Origin of the sequence: Propionicimonas sp., from assembly GCF_034927565.1 — a bacterium.
Classification (GTDB): domain Bacteria; phylum Actinomycetota; class Actinomycetes; order Propionibacteriales; family Propionibacteriaceae; genus Propionicimonas.
Genome location: NZ_JAYFPT010000116.1, coordinates 16,632 through 37,404, shown reverse-complemented (window position 1 = coordinate 37,404; position 20,773 = coordinate 16,632). Strand labels below are relative to the sequence as shown.

Genomic DNA, 20,773 nt, shown 5'->3' with positions numbered 1-20,773 from the left:
GCGGGGCTGCGCCGGCTGGAGACCACGCTGGGCGAACTGGACCGCCCCGACGCGTCCCGGGTCGTGCTGCTCGGCCCGCCGCGGCGCCGCTGGCCGAGGGGCCTGGCGGCCACGTTGGGCCCGCTAACCCGAGCAGCGGAGCGGTGCGGGTGGGTGCTCAGCGTCCCGCTCGTGGCTTCGCTCCGGGTGGGCGGGGTGGATTCGCGTCCGCTGCCCGCCGACCTGCTGACCGCTGCTGAGGTGGTGCTGGCCTCCACCCGCCGAGCTGATTCCGCTGATGAGCGAGAGGAAGATTGATGTTGCTGGTTCCGTTGCAGATTTGTCCGGTGGCCCCGCCGGGGGCGCAGCAGTACGCCGATCAGTTGACCGGCTACGTGTTGTGGGGCGTGTTGGCGCTGTTCGTGGTCGGTGTGGTGGTCGCGTTGGGCGCGGTGGTCGCGGGCCGGATCTTCGGCATGCCGCACGCCTCGCGGGCTGGTGTGATCGGCGCGGTGGTGGTGTTCATCTCCGCGATCGCCTACATGGTGCTGCCGTCCATGGTGGCCGCCATCACCGGGTCGGGGTGCATCGGATGACACGGCCCCGCCCGCCGCGTCCGGACCCGGTGGCGCAACCGTGGGGGCAGGGCCGGCTGCTGGTGCTGTTCGCCCTCGGGCTGGCCACCACGATCGCGCTTGCCGCCGGCCTGCTGTTCACGATCCGCGCCACGATCACCCCGACAGCCGACGACGCGCCCCCAGCCACGCACACCGAGGCACGCCCCGGCGAGGGTGAACAGGCGCGGCGCGACGAGCTGGCGGCCGCGGGCATGGTGTCGGTGAACCCGGACGACGCGTGGCGCGGCACCCCGGCCGCAACCCCGGGCCCGGTGATCCAGGTGCCGGCATCGACGTTGATCGGGCCGGCGAGGGTGCCTTCGGGGTTCCCGCGCACCCCGGAGGGTGCGGTCGGGCAGTTGGCGGAGATCGAGGTGGCGGTGCTGACCGAGATGAGTGTCGCGCGGGCTGGCGAGATCCACGCGGCATGGTCGATACCCGACGCGCCACCGGTGGAGCGGTGGCCGTTGATGGGCCACGTGCGGTCGTTCCTGTCGACCGCGCGGATGGGTTCGGTGAAGGATCCCGGCACCACCGTGACCGTCACCCCAGCCGCCGCGCAGGTCAAGGCCACCGACGGCCCGGACTGGGTGGTGGCGTGCGTGTTGTCCGAGGTGCGGGCGGTCATCAACGTCGAGGCGCGGATGGGTTTCGGCTACTGCGAACGCATGCAGTGGGACGGCACCCGCTGGCTGATCGCCCCCGGCGAACCACCCGCAGCCGCACCGTCGACGTGGCCCGACACCGACCTGGCGTTCGCCGCCGGCTGGCGCACCTGGGCCCCGACGGGCAGGTGAACGATGCCGTTCGACCCGTTCAGCCAACTCGCCGGTCAGGCGATCAAGGTCGGCACCGACATCTGGACCGCCATCATGCTCAGTGTCTGGAACGTCGGGTTGCTGCTCATGCGGTTCGTCCTCAGGTTGGAGGAACACTTCCTCACCCCCGACCTCACCGAGTCCGGCCCCGCCCGCGACGTGTACGCGACGACGTTCTGGATCGCCGCCAGCCTGCTGGTGATCATGATCATGGTCCAACTCGGTGTCGCGGCGCTGCGCCGGGACGGCAAATCGTTGGGGCGTCTGCTGCTCGGGGTCGGACAGTTCGTCGTGGTGTGGGCGGCGTGGCTTACCTACGCGGCCGCGGTCATCGCGGCCTGCTCAGGTCTGAACGCGGCGCTGATGCGCACCTTGTTCGCGACCGACTCGCTGGCCGGCTGGGACCCGCTGGGCGGCTTCGAGGTCGGCGACGTCACCGAGGTGGTGACTGCCGGAGTCCTTGGCCTGCTGGGTGTGCTGTTGTGTGTCGCGGCGATCGCGCACTTCGTTGTCCTGTTGACCCGGGCCGGTGCGCTGGTCGTGCTGGCCGCGACCACTCCGATCTCGGCGGCCGGCCTGGTCGGGGACACCGGACGCGCCTGGTTCTGGAAGTCGCTGCGCTGGTTCCACGCCGCCGCGTTCACCCCGGTCGTGATGACCCTAGTCATGGGCGTGGGAGTCCAGATGGCGTCCGGGGTGGCCGGCGGGCAGGCCGACAAGACCAACGAGGCGATCGGCACCGCGCTGCCGGCCGTGGTGCTGATGCTGATCTCCGCGGTCTCCCCACTCGCGCTGTTCAAGCTGCTCGCGTTCGTCGACCCCGGCACCAACTCCGGCGCGTCGCTGCGGATGAGCCTCGGGGCGCTCGGCGGCATGTCCGGGCTCCTCGGCGGGCAGCGCGGCGCCGGGGACGCCGGGACCGCCACCCAAACCGCTGCTTCGGGACGTTCCCAGGGCGAGGCGCAGGGCGAGGACGCCACCAGCCGCCGCTTCGCCGCCGGGCAGGCCGGACAGGCGGGGTCTGCGGGAGGTGCGGGAACCGCGTCGGCCGGCGCGGGGACCGCCTCGGCCGGCGCAGGGGCCGGGTTGGCGGGTGCTGCGGCGGGCGTGGCGGGTGTGGCGGGTGTGGCCGGGATGGCGTTGGCGGCCGGGGTCCGCGGGCTCGCGTCGGTCGGCGGTTCTGCGGCAGCGGTAGCGAGCGACACCACCAACCAGATGGGGGTCGGGCACAACACCTATCAGCCCGACTTCTCCGGCACGGGTCACCGCGGCAGCCAGAACAGTCAATCGGCCGGCGCCGATCCCGGCGGGCAGCCTGCGACCGATCAGCCCGGCGCGCCGGACGGCAGCGGCGGCACGCCGCAGCCCCCGATACCCGACAGCGCACCAGCACCGGGCACCCCGGGCGACCCCGGCGGCCCCGCCCCGCAGGCCCCGATCGTCCCCGGCAGCCCTGCCGAGGGATCGAGTGCGGCCGGTTCCGCGGGAGAAGCAGGTTCCGCGGGTGGGACGGGTGTCACTGCCGGTGGGGCCGGTGCGTCGGAGGCCGCCACCGCCGCCCGCGCGGCCGCCGTGGCCGTCGTGTAGCCAACGATCGAGCAAGGGAGTCACAATGATGTCAGCCAACACGTACACCGACTACTCACGAGACCGGATCGGCTGGTTCTTCGGCTTGTCGGGCCAGCAACTGGCGATCCTGGCCGGCGCGTCGTTGCCGGTGTTCTGGGCGTTACAGCAGCAGGCGTGGGCCCACGTGCTGGTGTTCCTGGCCGTGTTCGGGTTCGTGTTCCTGGTCACGGTGGTGTCGATCCAGGGACGCCCGGCGGTGGGCTGGTTGTGGGCGTCCGGCTGCCACCTGTTCGCCGGCCTCACCGGTGCCAGACGGTTCACCTCCCGCGCCGCCCAAGGCCGGGCGGACAGTCTGGACGATGTCGACCTGCCGGGGGTGTTGCAGGGGGTGCAGGTCCACGACGGGCCCCCGGCCGGGCCCGCGCAGAGTCGGACCGCGATCATCCAGAACCACGCCGCCCGCACGTGGGCGGTCACCGCCGCGGTCGTCCACCCCGGCATCGGGATGAGCGACGCGGCGGAACGCAACCGGCAGGCCGCCGGGTTGACGTCGCTGCTCGACCTGGCGTCGCGTGGGGAGTTGATCGACGAGGTCATCTTCATGGTCCGCACCGTTCCCGACGACGGCGCCGAACGAAGCGTGTGGGTGGCTCGGCACCGCGTCCCCGACGCCAGCCCGCTCGCCCGGCAGGTCAACGACGACTTGCAGCGCCACCTGTCGGCGGCGTCGGTGCGCACCGAGGCGTTCGTCACGATCGTGGTGCCCGAGACCCGCATCGCCCGGCAGGCCCGGGCCAGCGGCGGCCGGCTCGAGGGGCGCGCCCGCGTGCTGTACGGGCTGATGGGTGAGGTCGAGGCGCAACTGCGGGCCGCCATGGCGATGACCGACGTGCGCTGGCTGACCTCACCCGAACTCGCGCTGGCCTGCCGCACCGGGTTCGCCCCCGCCGACCGCGCCGGCGTCATCGACGCGGCCGCCGAACACACCCGCAACCCACAGGTGAACCCGGACGTGCCCTGGGCCATGGCCGGACCCAGCAGCGCCGACACCGCGGTCCGCCACTACAGCCACGACGCGTGGGACTCCGTCAGCGCGACGATCAAACTGCCCGCCAAGGGCGCGGTGATCGGCGCGCTCGCCCCCGTCCTCACCCCGGCCGAACCCGGCGAACGCCGGTCGTTCATGGTCGCGTTCCCGATCCTGGGGCAGGCCGCCGCCGAACGCACGTCGGACAACGCCGAGTTCGCCGCCGACATGGGCGACGAGTTGCGCCGCCGCGCAGGGGTGAAGGCCAAGGCGCGGCACCGCAACGACGCGTCCAAGGCCCACGCCATGGACGAGAAGTTGGCCCGCGGGAACGCGCTGATCCGCCCCTACGCGGTGTGCTGCGTCACCGTGCCACGCACCGCCGGCATCGGCGAGTACGGCCGCCGCCTCGACGGCTGCGTGCGCCGCGCCGGGTTCGCCCCGCTGCGTCTCGACCTGGCCCAGGACGCCGGCTTCGCCGCCGCCACCATCCCGCTGGGAATCAGCCTGTCCAGGGGCAGCGGCGCATGAAACCCCGCCCGTCCGCTCCGGGTAGCCGAGATGTGGCGCGGCTGCTCGCCGACTTCGGTCACGACCTGCCCCGCCACCCAGCACCACCGGAGCGCCGCCGCGAACCGAACCTGCATCACCACGCCCCCATGCGCGGTCAGCTTCGTGCCGGTCGCGGCTGGTCTGCGGCCGGGGCGCAGGTGTCGACGTGGCGGATGACGTCGGACCAGGCGCCGGTGTTGTGGCCGCTGATCGCCACCCCCGGCCTGCCGCCCACCGGCGCGCAGCTGGGCATCGACCAACTGTCGGGCGGCAGCTTCTACGCCGACCCGCTCGGCTGGGTCCTCAGCGACCAGGTGCCGGTCACCAACCCGAACGTGTTCAGCTTCGGCAAACCCGGCCGCGGGAAATCGGCCACCACCAAGGCGTTCATCCTGCGGATGCTCGACTTCGGCTACCGCGTGCTGATCCTCGGCGACCCGAAGGACGAATACGAACACCTGTGCCGCGCGCTGGGCGTCGAACCGTTCGCGATCGGCCACGGACTGCCCGCCCGGATCAACCCGCTCGACTTCGGCCCGCTCGGGCACGGCTGGGCCGACCTCGACGCTGCCGAAGCCCAGCGGCGCAGCGCGGTCGTGTTCGGACGCTGGCTCACCCTCATCCGAGGCTTGGTCGGCTCCCAACAGATCGGCGACCGGCGCGTCCCGTTCGGACCCACCGACGAAACCGTCATCAAGACCGCCCTGGGACACCTCACCGGCTACACCACCGGCGCGACCCGGCTGACCGAGCCGACCATCCCCGCCCTGTGGCGCCAACTCGACGAACCCGCCACCGAACTGATCAACGAATGCCGCTACCGCGACCGCCGAGACTTCTACGACTCCACCCGCCTGCTGCGCGACGCGCTCGGCCAACTCGTGTCCGGGGCGCTGGCCGGGCTGTTCGACGGCCCCACCACCATCAACGTCGACTGGCGCGCCCCCATCCAATCGCTCAGCCTGTCCAGACTGGAACCCCTCGGCGACGAAGCGGTCGGGATCGCGCTGACCTGCCTGAACTCCTGGGGACGGGCGATGCGCGAAACCGCCGAACCCGGCGACGTGCGGATCGTGGTGCGCGACGAAGCCTGGAAACAACTACGCCTCGGCCCCGAAGCCGTCAAGAGCTTCGACGCCGACCTGCGGCTGTCCCGCCGCGACGGCGACATCCAATGGGCCATCGCCCACAAACCATCCGACCTGCTGTCCGTCGGCGACCACGGCTCCCAAGCCGTGTCGATCGCCAAGGACCTGCTCCACCTCGCCGACATCAAGGTCCTGCACGGCCAGGACCCCGGCGTCGCCGCCGAACTCGAAACCCTGCTCGGGCTCGGCCCGATCGCCCAGGACCTGATCACCGGCTGGGCGATGCAAGGCCGCGGACGCGCGCTGTGGTGCGTCGGCGAGCAGACCTACAAGGTTCAGACCGTGCTCCACCCGCTCGAGCAGCACCTCACGTACACCAACACCGCACTCGAAAAGGCTCGGTGACATGGGCAAACTGGTCGCGGTTGTCGGTGGTGGACTGGCGGCGGTCGTCCTGACGAGCCCGCTCCTGCTCGCCCTGGTCGTCGCTGCCATCCTCGTGCCCGCGGCGCAGGTGCAGCAGACCATTGCGTGCGGTGGGTCGCTGGCTTCGACGGGGGAGTGGCGGGTCCCGTTCGTCGACACCGCATACCAGGTCACGTCCGGTTACGGATACCGCTACAGCCCGATCTCCGGTGCGTCGGAGCTGCATGACGGCACCGACCTGGCCGCGCCACAAACGACAGTGGTGTCCGTCAGCTCGGGGCGGGTGAGCTTTGCCGGGTGGGGCGACGGGTTCGGCTACCACGTCGTCATCGACCACGGTGCGGGGATCACCACTCTGTACGGGCACCTGGACTCCATCGATCCCGCCATCGCCGTGGGCGCGCCGGTGGCGATCGGGCAGCCGGTCGGCGTCGAAGGATCCACAGGCTGGTCGACCGGTATCCACCTGCACTTCACCATCAAACAAGACGGCGCCGCCGTCGACCCGGTGCCGTTCATGCTCGAGCACGGCGCACCCCTGAACGGCCAACCGGCCGGGCCGTCCAGCACCAGCAGCCCGCCCGGGGTGTTGGAGGGCGGAGTCGGGTTCGAACTGCCCGAGCCCGAGATGCGGCAGGACTCCCTGCACAACCCGCCCCTGCCGATCCCCGCCGAGGTGCAGCGCCTGTATGAAGCTGCCGCCGCCCGGTATGGGGTGCCCTGGACGCTGCTCGCCGGCGTGGGGATGACCGAGACCGCCCACGGCCGCAACACCGCCGTCAGCAGCGCCGGCGCCCAAGGGCTGATGCAATTCATGCCCGCCACCTGGGCCGCCTACGGCGTCGACGGCGACAACGATGGGCGGGCGGACATCAACAACTCGGCGGACAGCGTCCACTCGGCCGCGAACTACCTGGTTGCCTCCGGTGCCCTCGACGGGCCCGACGGCGTCAAGCGAGCCGTGTTCGCCTACAACCACGCCGACTGGTACGTCGGCGACGTGCTGTTCTACGCCAACTCCTACGGCGGCGGGCAGGTACTCGCGGGAACCAGCGGCTGCCTGTCGGGCAACGGCACCGGCGACCCGACACTGCCGCCACTCACGTCCGAACGCCTCCAAACCGTGCTCGGCTGGGCCAGGGGCCGGCTCGGTCTTCCCTACCGGATGGGCGCCAACGGACCCGACGCCTACGACTGCTCATCATTCACCCAGGCCGCGTACGCGCAGATCGGCGTCACGATGCCGCGCACCGCCGAGGAGCAACGCAACTGGCTCGCCGCCGGCAACGGCTACCGCGTGCCGCCCGGCCAGGAACGACCCGGAGACCTGATCTTCATCGACTCCTACCTCGGACCCAACCGGATCGGACACGTCGCCCTCGTCTGGGACCCCGTAGCCCAGCAGACCATCGAGGCGGCTAGCAGCGAACTGGGGGTCATCCACGGCAACTACACCGGCTGGGCGAACCTGACCATCTTCGAGATCTGGCGGGTCGGCAACGTCGCCGACACCGCACGGTCCAACTGAGCGAGGCTGGGCTTGTTGCGCGTCAGGCAGGAACCCCGTTACGAGTGCCTTTGCTGAGCGGTTCTGTGCCCGACTGATGCGCCACGAAGCTCGTGACGTTGGGGCGGATCTGTTCCAGGACCCGAAGGTGATCCTGGCGGACGTGGAACTTGGTCGCCAACTCCGAATAGGGGATCAAAGCATCCAGAGCCAGCACCTCGACGCCAATGACAACATCGAACTCGTTGAGGTCCACATAGACCCCGGGAGACACCTCGCAGGTGCGGGCGACTTCGCCGTCGTCCAGCCGGAGGTAGGCGACGTCGGCGGTGAGATCGACAGTTAGCGTCGCGTTCATCGAACCCTCCTCAATTTTTCCAGGCAACCGACTTGACCAGAACGACACCTTTCGGTGGCCACGGCTGTACCACCCACACCTTGAGCACTCCTTGAGGTAGCCGCTTCTCAAGCCGATAGCTGCGTTGGTTGGGATCGTGCCGTGCGCTGTCTGGTGAAGCTAGCACTTCCTCAACGTTGGCGTCCGAAACATGTCGTTCAATCATACGTTGTTGCGCGTGCCTCGACAGTCGGTATGCCGGAGTCATTGCGGCGCCTCGCCTGGTCCTTGCGGCACCATCGCGAAGTAGAGGTCGCGTGCCAAGACACCGTTGAGGAAGATGCTGACCTTGCAGCGGCCCGCAGACAGGACGGGTAGCTGTGTGTTCAAGGCAAACAAGACGTGCCTTCGGCCCTCACCATAGGAGGTTTCCTCCTCGGCTGTGGCCACCACTTCGAAGGAAATGGACGGCCCCTCGGTGAGCTCGAACTGGACTCTGACGGTGGTTTCGAACGGTTCTCCGAGAAAACGGACACGCCCCGCAACGGCGAGGGGCACGAGCGTGCCAACCGGGGCGCTAACGCGCAAGAAGCTCCCGTCGATCACGGTGAGCGTGCCAGTCGCATTCACCCGCGCCCATTCCGCGAGAAGTGCGTAGTCAAGTTCAACGTTAGGGGTCACACCGAGAGTCTAGTTTCGCGCGGCGCTGAATGGGCTGAGCGATTCCGGTCAGCGTCGTCCACGAAGCTGCCTCCCGTGTCTTGGGTTGGTTGAGACCTGTTTGGAGGGAGTCTGCCGTGGCGCGTCCCAGTCAAGACCCGTACCCGTTCACGTGGGAGATCCCGCTGGCCGCCATCGCGGCTTGCGGAATGGTGTTCGCCGTGGGCGTCCAGTCGGGACGCGCGATCGCCTGCCTGCTCGCTGGTAAGGGGTTCAGGTGGCCACGCTCCACCGAGTTCTTCGGGTCGCTGCCAGGAGTGCTGACCGGCGATCCAGCCGCGGGACTGGCCGAGGCGGTGACCGGCGTCCCACCAGGCCTGCTCGTGGCGACGATCATCGCGACCGAGGTGGTCCTGTTCGCCGTGCTGGGCTGGGCGGGCTACGAGTTGGTCTCGCGGTGGGGTCCGACGGCTCCGAAGGGGATGGCCACGACGAGCGAGGCGGAGCGCTTGCTCGGCCGCTCAAGGCTGTTCCGGTCACGCCGGATGGTGCGCCCCGACCTTTACGGCGCGCGCGCTCTCCCTGCGAAGGGGGCGTAGTCGTGGGAAGGTTCGACGCCACGCAGGTGGGTTGGCGGATCGGGCGGGCCAGGCATCCGAGGGCCGGCCAATTATGGTGTCCATGGGATCGCACCGCGGGGGTGATCGGGCCGCAGGGGTCGGGCAAGACCCTCGACCTGTTGACCCCAGCCCTGCTGGCGGCGCCGGGTGCGGCGTTGGTGACGTTGACGAAGACCGACGACCTGCTGCTGACGATCACGTCCCGTTCGAAGCGTGGCCCGGTCGCGGTTCTGGACCCGTTCGGGTTGGCTCCTGGGTTGCCGCAGCTGGTGTGGGACCCGATCGGCGGGTGTGTGGATCCGATGCTGGCCGAACGGCGGGCGAAGGCGTTCACCGCCGGCACGATCAAGGGTGCCGTGGCTGGCGGTCACGGTGATGACGCGGCGCGGTTCTACGCGTCCGAGGCGGCGAAGGTGCTGCAGGCTTACTTCCACGCCGCCGCGTTGACCGGCCGGAACCTGGACGACGTGCTGGGTTGGGTCGCCAGCCCGCACGCCGCGACCGAGCCGGCAGAGATTCTGCGTGAGCACCCGGCTGCGGCCCGGTTCTGGCACGGGTTGTTGCACGGCGCGTTGCATGGTGACGACCGGACGGCCGGCAACACCGTCACCACGGTGCAGCAGGCGATGTCGTTGTTCTTCCAGGCCGACATCCGCGCCCGCTGCGTGCCGACCGCGACCCAGGCGGCAACTGATATCGCCGGGTTGATCGGTCAGAACGGCACGATCTACCTGCTTGGTCGCGAGGACCCGTACGCGTCGGCGTCGCCGTTGATGACCGCGGTGGCCGAGCACGTGTTGGACACCGCGTTGGGGTTGGCGAACGCGTCCAGGTTCGGCAGGTTGTGTCCGCCGATGGTGTCGGTGCTGGACGAGCTGCCCTCGACGGCGCCGTTGCCGACGTTGCGGACGCGGATGGCCAACGAGCGGGCGTTGGGGTTGGCGTTCATCTACGCCGCGCAGACGTGGCGGCAGTTGGCGGCGATCTTCGGTGAGCAGGAGGCCCGCGCCCTGTTCGGGTTGACCAACGTGCTGATGGTGTTCGGCGGGTCGAAGGACGCGTCGTTCAACAAGGAGGTCTCCGACCTTCTGGGCAGCGTCCGGGTCGCCCGGGTCACCCACCAGACCGGCCGCACCAGCGGGCGCACGTTCAGCGGTGAGGACATTCCCGTGCTGCGTCCGGAAGAGGTCCGCGAACTTCCCGAAAGAACGGCGCTGGTCGTGGCCGAGAACGGCAAACCGATCATCGCCGCGCTGACCCGCTGCATCGACGGCCGCCGCGGCAAGACCCTGCTGAGCCAGCAGGCCGAGCTGCGCGACCGGCTCACCAACACCCGCCGATTGGGACCGGACGCCCGCGCCCAGCAGGCCGACGCGCTGGCCCAGGCGCGCACCCTCGGGTTGGCGTCCACAACGTGGGAGGACGGACGGTGAGCACGGCGCTGGTCGAACCGTTCCCGCAGGTCGGTGTGTTGATGATGAGGGCCTACGCCGACCTGGCGCGCGTCGAGCAGGCCAAGAACCTGGACGAGGTGCTCGACCTGGGTCCACTGGAGCTGTTGCCACGTCCGTGGGACGTCACCAGCTGCCGCGACGCCGGGCTGCGCCGCGAGGTGTGGGAGTGGCTGGACGCAGTGGTCGGGTGGATCAACACCCAGCACGCGTGGCTGGCCGACAGTCTCGTCCCGGGATGCTGGCCACGGCATCCGCACCTCGTCCACGAGATCGGCTGCCTGGCCGACCAGCGGCGCCGCGCCGGACTCGCAGTCACCTCGGAACTGCTGGAGGAATGGCACCGCTACGGCCTGCCGCAGTTCCTCGACCGCATCCACACCCGAACCCGCGGCATCTGCGAGGACGGCCACAAGAACCCGCCCAGCGCTACCCGCACCGGCCGATACCTTGCTGCGGCCGCCGTGGACGCCCGGCAGGAACTGTTCGCCCAGGACGTCGCCACCCGCGCGGCCGCCGCGGGCTCAGCGGGGCGGGCAGCGTTGAGGCTGGTCGACGGGCTGCTGATCGACCCAACCACGGGCGAGGTGCTGCCATGAGGCTGACCCGCGAACAGCTGCTGGTGTTGTGCGAACGGCGTGACATGGGCATCGTCGCCGACGCCGCGAGCACGCACCTGGACGCCCGGCGACTGCTGGCCGGGATCCCACCCGAACAGGTCGCCGCGTTGAGTGCCGACGGCAGGCGCGCCGTCCAGGAGATGGTGGAGGCGAACCTGGGTGTGGTCGGGCTGGTGCTGTCCCGCCACGCCAACGGGCGGGCCAGGATCAGGGACGACCTGTTCCAGGAAGGCGTTATCGGCCTGATCACCGCGGCATGGCGCTACGACCCCACCCAAACCGCGTTCACCACCTACGCCTACCACCACATCCGCGGCACCGTCCTGACGGCGCTGATGACCGGCGGCGGCGAACTGCACCTGCGGCCTGGCCAGGCCAAGGACCTCATGGAGGTCCGCCGCGCAGAGCTGGGACTGATGTCCGACGGGCGCCCCGCCACCCCCGCGGCCGTCGCTGCTGAACTTGGCCGGCCGGTCAAGGAGATCAGCGAGGTCATGAGTTACACCCGCCACTCCCATCTTCCGTTGGACGCCGCTGACGTCGTCGACGCCTCCGAACGCGCCCAGGTCGCCTTCGACAAGGTCCTCCAGGTCGATGTCTCCCGATACGTGCGGATGCTCCCGCCGCTCGAACAACAAGTCATCGACAAGTTGTACGGGTTGAACGGTCAGGCGCCCAGCACCCAACAGGCCATCGCCAAAGAACTCGGAACAAGCACGACCAGCGTCCGACGGATCGCCGACACCGCCCGCGCCCACCTCCGCAGACTCCTCGACCGCCCAGACGGCCAGCCCGTTTCGGGGCTGGCCAAGCCGACGTCCGGTGCGGGGCTGGCGGTGCCGAGCTCCCACAGACCCGAACACCGCGCCGGTGTGACCAAGCCGGCGGAGCGCACAGCCCCACGCGTTTGACCCGGCCCTTGGCACAGCCAACCCGGACGATGCGTGCGACCATCACGATCCGTTTCCCCGAGGCGGCGTTCCAAGATCGCCAGTCTCATTGGCTGAGCGCCTCGGCGTAAGATTCCACCGTGCGGTGGTTGGAAATCTACGTCCCTGAGCAGGGATGGGTCTGCATGAGGCGGTCGGACGGCCGTTTCGGCGAGATCTCGGTCAAGCTAATGGACTACAACTTCGACACAGCTGGCGAATACACCGGCCGAGAACTCGATGCTGCACTCGACATGATCCGGGCCATGGCGCAGGGCCAGCGCAACCACGATCACGCGATCCTGCGGCCAACCTCGGGTCAATCGGTCATCATCGGGGCTGACGAAGCCGCCGAACTGCTGCCCAACCTCACAAGAGCAGTTGAACGCGCTCGGGCCGGCGCCCAAGACTGACTTCGCGCCAACGTTCCTGCAGCTAGAAGTCTCGCATCAGCGCGAGGCGTTCCCTTCATTGCCGCCGACGCCTCGCCTGCGCTGCCCTGCTCGACCCGCTGGATGAGCACCAATCCGATAATTATGAGTTCTCCGATCGCGGTCCGTCATTCCTCGATTCGACGCAGGTTGGAGGGCCACCCACACTGGCCGTTCCCTCCCCGGAAGTACACCAAGCCATTGGAGCCAATGCTCGACACCGTGAACGATCTATCGAGGGATGTAACCTCGCCGGTACTCGGGTCGGCGTACTCGTGCTGGCGGTGTACCCGATCGCCAGCCTTGAGCCTGAGGCTCTCCAGCGCGTCAGCGGTCCGCAAGGATAGGTAGTGGTCGATCCATGCGGAAGCAACGGACCGATGCATCTCCCGTCCCACTTGCGCGTGCCCAAGCTTGTCCAAGTACTCCAACTGCCGGTCCGTCGCGGGCAGTGGGTCCTCCGTGTAGAGCACTGGCCTCAGCCAGCACTCGATGATGGCCGTGAGGACGCCGCTCGGTTCGTTGTCGAAGGGACATCCGACAGCCGCGGCGATCCGAAGCTGCTCGGATGTGGCCGTACGAGTCGCTGCACGAAGTCGTCGAACCGGCTCGCGCCAATCCGGATGAGTCACAGACCCATCATGCCGGACGGGACCATCGCCTGGTTAGTACACCAGAACGCGACCGCTCTTGCCCGTCTGTGGAACGAACCATCCTGTGTTTGCAGCCAGGGCGGGGATCTTGAGTCTGCAGTAGGCCTCCGCTTCGGCCAACTGATTCGGGATGTCAACAATTCCTCGATCGCGGGCAGAAGTAGATGCTGCGCACTGCTGGCACCTACGGCTCCCAGGACCTCACGCCAAGGCGCTCGACAACGCGGGCAGGCCGACGCCGAGGATGGCTCCGGCGGCGATCCAGGGGCCGAACGCGAGGTGTGTGGTCCGGGTGGCGGTTGCCCACGTCAAGGCGAGAATGCATGCGAACAGCAGGGCTGCGAGCACCGCTGTCAGGGAGACAACGCCGATGGCCGCGCCGAGGATGGCGGCGAGTTTGACGTCGCCGAACCCGAGCGCGTTCGGGCTGGCGATGTGGAGAATGGCGAAGCCGATGAAACATCCCGCGCCGGCGATCACGGCATGCAAGAGGGGATCCGAGGGGTGTTCGGTGATCGCGAGCGCGATCAAGCAGACGGCAACCCAGATGGCGGTGGGTCCGAGGGTTAGGTTGGGGATGCGTTGGACGTCGAGGTCGACTGCCGAGATCCAACCGAGTGCTGCTGACAGTGGCAGCCACATGACGATGACCGTCGCCGGCTGGTCAGCGAGGGTGAACACCAGCCAACCCCAGGCGGCGCCGGTAGCCACGATCAACCACCATCGACTGGCCGGGGTCGCTCGTCCGGTCTCATCTGGACGGCGGTAACCGAGGGTGGCCAGCCGCCGGGTGAGGACCCAGCCCACCAGTAACCCGGCCAGGACGGCGGCGACGATGAACATCGGGTGTCTCCTTCCGCTGGTAAGTGTTCCTCATGTCACTGCAGGCGCCGGCTGCGGCCGACCCTGGCTGTGCCGTGTTACCTCGGGCTGCCGGGTCGCGGCAAGAGTGGGCGGCTTGGTGTCGGCGAGGTCGAGGGAGGCGGTGAGTCGTGCATGCAGGTCGGCTACCGGCTTGACGGAGCCAGCGTCCAGCTCGGCGAGGAGGCGGACGGCAAGTTCGACGTCGTGGCCGTTGTCGTGGGCGGCTTGCATGGCTGTTTCGAGGTCGGGCCAATCGGACTGCCTTGTGAGTCGCGGGTTGACCTGGTTGGCCAGTCGCCGCCACCTGGTCTGTACGGCCGCGAACTGCATGCGTTGTCGCACATCGCTGGTGCCGGCGGTGGCGTCGGCTGCTGCCCGGGCAGGGTCCGTGTTCCACGCCTGCACGTGCGCCAGTAGCTGGCGGCGCAGGTCGGACTCGGGTATCCCAAGCCGGGTGGCGGTTGTCGCAGCGAGGTCGTCCCACCGGTCGGCGGGCAGTGCGGCGATGATCCGCGCGGCATCGTTCGCGGCGACCGGGATTGGCAGGTGAGCGACGCGTTCGTCGATCATCGTGTCGGCCATCGGGGTGGCCGCGTCCAACGCGTTGGTGAGCGTGGTGGTGCCGTGGTGGTGCAGCTGGTCTGCGGGGTCGGTGCCTTGGTCGAACCGCGCCCGCTGCGGGTTGATGCCGTGCGGGGTGAGTTGCCAGTAGTCGCGTTCGGCGGCGACGTGGCCGGCGAGGTCGGCGTCGGTGGCGATGACCACGTGGGGTTGTCCGGCGAGGATGGCTGCTTGCTGGCTGGTGAGCGAGGTTCCGAGGGGTGCGAGGCCGCTGTACCGGCCTTGGCTGCCGAGCGTGACGGCGATCGCGTCCATCGGGCCTTCGACGATCACGGGCGTGGTGCCGGGCACGAGGTGGCCGTAGAACTGGTCGCCCTTGCAGAACAGCGGAGTTTGGGCGGTGTTGAGGTACTTCGGTCCGGCTTTCGGGTCGTCGCCGCTGGCGGGGTTGCGGCGGGCCACGAAGCCGAGGATCTCGCCGTCCGGGTTGGTGATGGGGAAGGTGACGCGGTCGCGGAACTGGTCGATCAGCCGGCCGGTGGATGCGACGCGGGCGACGCCGGCGGCGATCATCTCGGTGTCGGTCACCCCTTGCTGGCGGAGGTGGTCGACCAAGTTGGTCCACCCTGCCGGGGCGTGTCCGGGTTGGACGAGCCGGTGCCCGGCCAGGTCGGCTCCGAACCGTTCGATCAGGTATTGCCGTGCCCAGGAGCCCGGGAGTCGGGCGGCGTAGAAGTTCTGGGTGAGCCGGTTGACCTGGACGAGCCGGTCACGGCTGGCAGGGCAGGTGCGCCACGCGTCGTCGCGTTCGATCATGCGTCGCACGTCCTCTGCAGTGGCCTCAGGTGGCCCCATGGACGCCCGGACGAGCCCCGCCATCCCCAGCCGGGCGTCGACGTCCCCGGCCAACCAGCCCAACTCCTCGGCATCGGACTCGGCGTGAATCCGGTCTCCGACCGCAACGGCGTAGTCGGGCTCGGGTGGGTCGAGTTCGGCGGGTTGCTCGATGGCGATCGCGGTGCGCTGTAGAAGGGTCAGGCACGGGTCGGGCTGGCCGGTGTCATCGTCGGGCAACCGGATGAGGCCGGACAGTCGCCAGCCGCGGGCCAGCGCATCGTCGACCTGGGCGACCAGCGCCGGCCACAGCGGGCTGTTGGTGATGCGCGCCGCCTGCTGGTCGCCGACGAGCGACGCCAGCTGGGAGGTCCACTCGCCGGGCTCGACACGCCCCTGGGCGGCGGCGTCTGGTTGGGGAAGGAGTTGGTGGATGCGCCACCACAACGCGGCGGCCGCGTGGTCGTCGGGCAGCGGCCCACGGTCGGCGGCGGTGCGGACGAGCCGGGCTGCGTCGTGGCCGTTGCGGGACAGTGCGGCGAGGTGTTCGGCGAGCTGGTGGGTGAACGGGTCGCGGTCGACAGCCTGGTCAAGGCGGGCGAGCAGCGGTCCCCATTCGGCCATGGCGGGTGCGAGGCCGTGGCGTAGCTGGGTGTCGAGGTGGCGCTGCCAGGTGTGGGCGGCCCGGGAGATCTGGGGTGGCCCGGTGGGGCGCGGGTCTGCGGGGTCGACCTGCATCGCGGCCCGCCACACCTCGATCGCGGCGAGCAGGTCGGTGTCGGGTTGGTGGTCGCCGATCCGCGTCCAAGCCGGCAGAGCGGTCTGCTCGGAAACCTGTTGGCGTACCTGCGCGGTGAGTTCGGTGACCTGCCGGGACTGGCTAGTCAGCCATTCCCCGAAGGTGGGGTCGGCGGCGAGTGGTGTGGGGATGCCGGGCAGCCACGGCAGCGGTCCGGGGGTGATGTTGCGCAGGCCGGTGTCGTCCAGGCGCCATGACAGGACGGCGGCAATGTCGTGGGCGCCGGCGATCGAACGCACATCTAGGGCGTCGGTGAGCGAACCGATCGGCTCGGCGCCGGTGGCGCCGAGCAGCAGCAGGTGGGTGTGCAGGGTCGGCCAGGCGGGCTGGTCGGTGATGCCCGGTAGCAGCGCTTCGGCGCAGGTCTCGAGGTCGGCGACGGCGGCTGTGCCGAGGTGGTGGGCGGCGGCGACCCCGAGGCCGTCGAGGTAACGAGCGGTGGCTTGACCGAGCAGCAGGCGCGGGTCGGATTGTGCGCGCAGGAAGCTGCTGGCCGAGGTTTGCGTCTGGTCGCGGCGCAGGATCGTCTCAAGGATGTCGGTCGGGGTTGGCGGGTTGAGGCCTTCGGGTCTGGTCAGCACGCCGGGGTCGGGGTCGGGGACGACTTCGAGCCAGACGTGGTTGGCGTGTCGGCCGCGGGTCATCATCGTGTAGAACTGCTGACGGGATTCGGCGCCGGTGCACACGCCGTGCATGGTGTCGACCGACACCCCTTGCGCGGAGTGGATCGTGCACGCGTAGCCGAGCTCGGACGCCGTGGTGACGTAGTCGCCGGGCAGCCTGACCAGCCGGCCGCTGGCGCGGTGGGCCGCCACCAGTCCGCCATCGGCGGTGATGTCTCGGACGGTCCATAGGTCCCCGTTCTTCACCCAGTCGGTGCGCGAGATCCGCAACCGGCGGTCGTTGACGCGGGTGATGATCGTGTCCCCGACACTGGCCCGGTTCCCGTCGGCGAGCAGCACCTCAGGTCCGTCCGGGACGCCGATGCGGGCGAGTCGATCGGTGCGGGCCCGCTGGTTCAACTCGCCCACGAGTTCGCGGGTGGGGGCGAGCATGATCGACGCCCGCCCGGTCGCGGTGTCGCACTGCCACGCGCCGAACGCGGCGCCGGTCATGGTCGCCAGGTCACCGACATGCACGCGCTGCCCGTCCAGGTAGAACCCCAAACCGGACGCGTCGCCGTCCCGCAACGCCAACGATGCCGCGGCCTCGCTCGGGTCGGTGAACCGCATGAGTTCGGTCAACACCGAGGCGCCCTGGCTGGTTTGGATGTCGCGCAGCACCCCGCCGGCGCCGACGGCGGCGAGTTGCTGGTCGTCGCCGATCAGCCGGACGCTGGCGCCTTGCTCGACCGCCCAGGACACGACGGTGTCGAGGGTGAGGGTGTCGGCCATGCCGGCCTCGTCGATGATCACCAGACTGTTCGCCCGCACAGTGTCGGCCCAGTCGGGCAGGGCGTGGTGGGTGATGCCCCACGCCAGTTTCGCCAGCGTGTCGGTGGTGGCGTGGGTGTGTTCGCGCAGCTGGGCGGCCGCCGCGGCCGACGGCGCCAGCCCGATCACGGCGCGCCCGTCGGCCGCCCACGCGTCAGTGAGCACTCGCATCGCGGTCGTCTTCCCGGCCCCGGCCGGCGCCAACGCCAACTGCAACCTGGCGCCGGTCTGGGACATCTGGCGCACCAAGTCTGCCTGCCCCGGGTTCAGCGGCACCCCGTCGGCCGCGCTCGCCGACAGCGCGGCGGTGACGTGCTCGGCCGGCACCGGGGTGCCATCCGCGCGTCCGGCAAAGTCGACCAGGTGACGCTCGGCGGCGACCACCGCGGCGCTGGTGTAGAGGGTGGAACCGGCGACGGTGTAGACGCTGGAACCGTCCGCCCGCCGCAACGGTAGCGGCTCGCGGACACCGGTTTCGGGTCGCGACAGGCGCACGCTGCGGCCCAGGGCGGCGTGCACCAGCCGTTCGACCGCGGCCGGCACCTGGTCGGGTTGCAGGTCGGTGTAGCGGACCATCCGTTGCGCCTCGGCGCGCACATGGCAGTCCTGCCAGGTCGCCGCCCGGGTCGCCATCGCCGCCACGATCCGGTCGGCCGTCTGATCGAACCACGCCGCGTCCGGGTGCACCAGCCGGGTGCGGGTGGGGGTCGTGGCGTTGTTCAGCATGCGCCGCAACGCGCGTTCCCCGCCGAGCACCTCGACCGCCTGACGGTGCCAAACCTCGCGTTGTTCGGCCAGGGATCGGGGTTCGTGTTTGGCGTCGCGGGTCTCCAGGGTTGCCTGCTGGGCGAGCCGGATCGACTCCACCGTCGACGGCGGACGCTGATGCTCCCGCTGAAAGGCTGCGACCAACTGCTGGTGGCGGGCCTCGATGTCGACCCGGCGAGACGACCAGCGTTCGTTCAACACCGCGGGCACGCCGACGAGTTCACGCACCGGTCTTTTGCCTGCGTCCCGGACGGCTTGGGGGCGGTCGGCGAACGCAAACCCCTGGCGTTCCAGCAGCTTCATCAACGTGGTGTTGTAGGTCTCCGATACCGACACCATGCCCCGGTACAACACGCGCGCGTCGATCGACAACCACTTCCCCGAGCCTGCGGTGCGGACCTTGTTCGCCACCGCCACATGGGTGTGCAGGTCGGGATCACCCGCCCTGGTGTCACGATGCGTGAACGCCGCCGCGACCATGCCCGACACGTCGACCTGACGGACCCCGCGGGTACCCTCCCGGGCATACAACAGGTGCCGCTCGACATAGGCCAGGGCAGCATGGACGGCCTGCCGGTGCGCGATCTCGATACCTGCGGCGACCTTCGGATCGGCCACCGCCCACAACGCGCTGACACTCTTCGGCGGCGAGAACGTCACGTCGAAACCTGCCACCGTGGACGACCCGGTCCGCGAGTATCGGGCGACCGCACTCGCCAACTCCCGCGGCCCATCCGGGGGTCGGGCGAACTCGGCGGTGAACATCTCGGAGGCAACCTCGGTGCGGATCCGTGCCCTGTCGTCCACCGAAACCTCGGCGTCACGGCGCAGCCCGCGGCTGGTGTTCAACGTTCCCACGCGTCGGGCCACCTCGATTCGGAACGCCGACACCTCACCCCCAACCCGGAACGGCACACCCAAACGCGTCGCCGCCGCGACCAGCTCAGCGGGGGCGCCCGGGCCGAGTTGGGCGACCAGCTCGGCACCGATCGGGTTGTGCCCGGCGCCAAACAGCGCCTGCATCTGGACTTGGGAGACCACCGAGCCGGCGAACCCGTCCCGGATGTTCGCGCAGCCCGAGCCGACCCAAACACCCGGGGTCTCACCCTTCTCGGAGTAGTACGACGCCAACCCGGTGTAGCCGCGCTCGGTGGCGTCCTGTGCCGCCACCTGACGAGTCAGATAGTCATAGCCGTTGCCCGCGCTCAGCTTGTGCAACGACGCCGTCATACCCAAACCAAGCCACCACGATCGGCGTCATGGACGCCCGACGGCCTGGGTCTGAACGGGGCGGGTGGTCAGTCGATGTCGGCGGGAACCATCTCTGCCAACTCGGCGACCGCAGCCGCGACTTCGCGCCAAGAAGTGGCCCGCATCGTCGGGGACGCGACCATCCGCCGCGACCGACGCAGCGCCTCCGCCAGCGCGTCCGGGTCGGAGGCGACCAGCTCGATCGCAGCGTCCCTGGTCAGGCTTCCGGTGACCCGCAGACGCTCCTCGGACGCCCAATCGTCGACTGCCGCGGCCGGTTTCGGGGTTGGTTCGGCGGCGGTGACGGGGTCGGTTCGCCGGTCGCGCGCGGCCCGGCTCTTGCACCGCGACGAGCAGTACCGCCGAGGCTGACCGCGACCGGGTTGGGGCTCTACCGGCGTCCCGCAGACCGGGCAGACACCCCTCATTGGTGCGGCTACGTCGTCGTTGTCGGGGTGCTCCATAAGCCAATTCTTAACACGTTATTCCGAGAGTGCAAGAGGTGTGTCAGGTTTTGAAAGTCGCGTTACCCCTCGCGTTGCTACCGGGACTTCTCGACAATCGTCGTCGTGGGAAACGTCCACGAGGACGCGACGCTGGTCTTGGGTCCAGTGACAGCCAGGTCGAACACGAACGGAGCATCGTCATGGCCAGCAACACCGACAAGATCGCCGCCCGAAAGGCGATCCAACAAGCCCACGCCGAACGCGTCCGCCTACGACGCGAACGCGAAACCCAACTCGAACAACTCGCCATCCAAGTCGGCGCATCCCTGGCCGCCGGACGCCGCGCGCTGGCCGAAGCCGAAGCCGCCGCCGGACGCGCACTCAACCAGATGATCGACCAGCACGGACTCGGCGTCCGCGAAGTCCAGGAATGGTGCGCAGTCCAGCTGACGCCGCGAGAGATCGCGCGACTGCGGCGCGCGGCGGAGGAGGTGGATGGCGAATCGGGAGAAGTTGCCTGACTCCAAGCAGCG

General features: G+C 69.6%; 19 protein-coding genes. 13 read left to right on the top strand and 6 right to left on the bottom strand.

The window, feature by feature from the left end:
- The 7 genes from VB080_RS15610 to VB080_RS15580 all read left to right on the top strand — a co-directional run.
- Positions 1–297: hypothetical protein (locus tag VB080_RS15610; RefSeq protein ID WP_323419369.1), on the top strand; the 297-nt coding region annotated here is incomplete at its 5' end.
- Positions 297–575: a hypothetical protein gene (locus VB080_RS15605; protein ID WP_323419368.1), complete on the top strand. Its 279-nt coding sequence runs from the start codon at positions 297–299 to the stop codon at positions 573–575. The genes VB080_RS15610 and VB080_RS15605, both read left to right, overlap by 1 nt.
- Positions 572–1,393, top strand: a complete 822-nt coding sequence (locus VB080_RS15600) for a hypothetical protein (protein WP_323419367.1) — start codon at positions 572–574, stop codon at positions 1,391–1,393. The genes VB080_RS15605 and VB080_RS15600 overlap by 4 nt, the downstream gene beginning before the upstream one ends.
- A gap of 3 nt (positions 1,394–1,396) precedes the next feature.
- On the top strand, positions 1,397–3,001 hold the full coding sequence (locus VB080_RS15595; RefSeq protein WP_323419366.1) for a hypothetical protein: 1,605 nt from the start codon (positions 1,397–1,399) through the stop codon (positions 2,999–3,001).
- Between the two features lie 28 nt (positions 3,002–3,029).
- Positions 3,030–4,541, top strand: a complete 1,512-nt coding sequence (locus tag VB080_RS15590) for an SCO6880 family protein (RefSeq protein WP_323419365.1) — start codon at positions 3,030–3,032, stop codon at positions 4,539–4,541.
- Between the two features lie 194 nt (positions 4,542–4,735).
- Positions 4,736–6,055: an ATP-binding protein gene (locus tag VB080_RS15585; protein ID WP_323419364.1), complete on the top strand. Its 1,320-nt coding sequence runs from the start codon at positions 4,736–4,738 to the stop codon at positions 6,053–6,055.
- 1 nt (position 6,056) lies between these two features.
- Complete coding sequence (locus VB080_RS15580) at positions 6,057–7,604, top strand: peptidoglycan DD-metalloendopeptidase family protein (protein WP_323419363.1); 1,548 nt, start codon at positions 6,057–6,059, stop codon at positions 7,602–7,604.
- A gap of 22 nt (positions 7,605–7,626) precedes the next feature.
- On the opposite strand, the gene VB080_RS15575 is transcribed toward VB080_RS15580, so the two are convergent.
- Genes VB080_RS15575 through VB080_RS15570 form a run of 3 tightly spaced genes read right to left on the bottom strand, consistent with a single transcriptional unit; the run spans position 7,627 to position 8,601 of the window.
- Positions 7,627–7,941: a DUF2283 domain-containing protein gene (locus tag VB080_RS15575; protein ID WP_323419362.1), complete on the bottom strand. Its 315-nt coding sequence runs from the start codon at positions 7,939–7,941 to the stop codon at positions 7,627–7,629.
- Positions 7,942–7,951: 10 nt separating this feature from the next.
- Positions 7,952–8,188, bottom strand: a complete 237-nt coding sequence (locus VB080_RS16080; RefSeq protein ID WP_416339561.1) for a DUF4258 domain-containing protein — start codon at positions 8,186–8,188, stop codon at positions 7,952–7,954.
- Entirely contained in the window at positions 8,185–8,601 is a 417-nt protein-coding gene (locus tag VB080_RS15570) for a hypothetical protein (protein WP_323419361.1), read from the bottom strand. Before VB080_RS15570 ends, VB080_RS16080 begins: the two co-directional genes overlap by 4 nt.
- 116 nt (positions 8,602–8,717) lie before the next feature.
- On the opposite strand from VB080_RS15570, the gene VB080_RS15565 reads away from it, so the two are divergent.
- From VB080_RS15565 to VB080_RS15545, 5 genes are all read left to right on the top strand, one after another.
- The gene (locus VB080_RS15565) at positions 8,718–9,179 is read left to right on the top strand and encodes a hypothetical protein (RefSeq protein ID WP_323419360.1); all 462 of its coding nucleotides are present in this window, start codon (positions 8,718–8,720) and stop codon (positions 9,177–9,179) included.
- 101 nt (positions 9,180–9,280) lie between these two features.
- Positions 9,281–10,633, top strand: coding sequence for a type IV secretory system conjugative DNA transfer family protein (locus tag VB080_RS15560; RefSeq protein ID WP_323419359.1), 1,353 nt, complete (start codon positions 9,281–9,283; stop codon positions 10,631–10,633).
- Positions 10,630–11,250 (top strand): hypothetical protein, encoded by a 621-nt coding sequence (locus tag VB080_RS15555; RefSeq protein ID WP_323419358.1) that lies wholly within the window; start codon positions 10,630–10,632, stop codon positions 11,248–11,250. Before VB080_RS15560 ends, VB080_RS15555 begins: the two co-directional genes overlap by 4 nt.
- Positions 11,247–12,182, top strand: coding sequence for a sigma-70 family RNA polymerase sigma factor (locus tag VB080_RS15550; protein WP_323419357.1), 936 nt, complete (start codon positions 11,247–11,249; stop codon positions 12,180–12,182). Before VB080_RS15555 ends, VB080_RS15550 begins: the two co-directional genes overlap by 4 nt.
- 128 nt (positions 12,183–12,310) lie before the next feature.
- Positions 12,311–12,613 (top strand): hypothetical protein, encoded by a 303-nt coding sequence (locus VB080_RS15545; RefSeq protein ID WP_323419356.1) that lies wholly within the window; start codon positions 12,311–12,313, stop codon positions 12,611–12,613.
- Positions 12,614–13,485: 872 nt separating this feature from the next.
- Here VB080_RS15545 and VB080_RS15540 read toward each other — a convergent pair.
- From VB080_RS15540 to VB080_RS15530, 3 genes are all read right to left on the bottom strand, one after another.
- Positions 13,486–14,127, bottom strand: a complete 642-nt coding sequence (locus tag VB080_RS15540) for an A24 family peptidase (RefSeq protein ID WP_323419355.1) — start codon at positions 14,125–14,127, stop codon at positions 13,486–13,488.
- 30 nt (positions 14,128–14,157) lie between these two features.
- Entirely contained in the window at positions 14,158–19,773 is a 5,616-nt protein-coding gene (gene mobF / locus VB080_RS15535; protein WP_323419354.1) for a MobF family relaxase, read from the bottom strand.
- Between the two features lie 68 nt (positions 19,774–19,841).
- Positions 19,842–20,258, bottom strand: a complete 417-nt coding sequence (locus VB080_RS15530) for a hypothetical protein (RefSeq protein WP_300148296.1) — start codon at positions 20,256–20,258, stop codon at positions 19,842–19,844.
- Between the two features lie 182 nt (positions 20,259–20,440).
- On the opposite strand from VB080_RS15530, the gene VB080_RS15525 reads away from it, so the two are divergent.
- A complete protein-coding gene (locus VB080_RS15525) occupies positions 20,441–20,761 on the top strand; it encodes a hypothetical protein (protein WP_300148298.1) in 321 nt (106 codons plus the stop codon).
- Positions 20,762–20,773: the final 12 nt, after the last annotated feature.

Bases quoted from the DNA above. Each gene is read 5' to 3' on its own strand.
- VB080_RS15575 (WP_323419362.1), bottom strand. From the start codon at position 7,941: ATGAACGCGACGCTAACTGTCGATCTCACCGCCGACGTCGCCTACCTC.
- VB080_RS15540 (WP_323419355.1), bottom strand. From the start codon at position 14,127: ATGTTCATCGTCGCCGCCGTCCTGGCCGGGTTACTGGTGGGCTGGGTC.
- VB080_RS15530 (WP_300148296.1), bottom strand. From the start codon at position 20,258: ATGGAGCACCCCGACAACGACGACGTAGCCGCACCAATGAGGGGTGTC.
- VB080_RS15525 (WP_300148298.1), top strand. From the start codon at position 20,441: ATGGCCAGCAACACCGACAAGATCGCCGCCCGAAAGGCGATCCAACAA.
- VB080_RS15600 (WP_323419367.1), top strand. From the start codon at position 572: ATGACACGGCCCCGCCCGCCGCGTCCGGACCCGGTGGCGCAACCGTGG.
- VB080_RS15550 (WP_323419357.1), top strand. From the start codon at position 11,247: ATGAGGCTGACCCGCGAACAGCTGCTGGTGTTGTGCGAACGGCGTGAC.
- VB080_RS15585 (WP_323419364.1), top strand. From the start codon at position 4,736: ATGACGTCGGACCAGGCGCCGGTGTTGTGGCCGCTGATCGCCACCCCC.
- VB080_RS15590 (WP_323419365.1), top strand. From the start codon at position 3,030: ATGTCAGCCAACACGTACACCGACTACTCACGAGACCGGATCGGCTGG.
- VB080_RS16080 (WP_416339561.1), bottom strand. From the start codon at position 8,188: ATGACTCCGGCATACCGACTGTCGAGGCACGCGCAACAACGTATGATT.
- VB080_RS15595 (WP_323419366.1), top strand. From the start codon at position 1,397: ATGCCGTTCGACCCGTTCAGCCAACTCGCCGGTCAGGCGATCAAGGTC.
- mobF (WP_323419354.1), bottom strand. From the start codon at position 19,773: ATGACGGCGTCGTTGCACAAGCTGAGCGCGGGCAACGGCTATGACTAT.
- VB080_RS15580 (WP_323419363.1), top strand. From the start codon at position 6,057: ATGGGCAAACTGGTCGCGGTTGTCGGTGGTGGACTGGCGGCGGTCGTC.
- VB080_RS15605 (WP_323419368.1), top strand. From the start codon at position 297: ATGTTGCTGGTTCCGTTGCAGATTTGTCCGGTGGCCCCGCCGGGGGCG.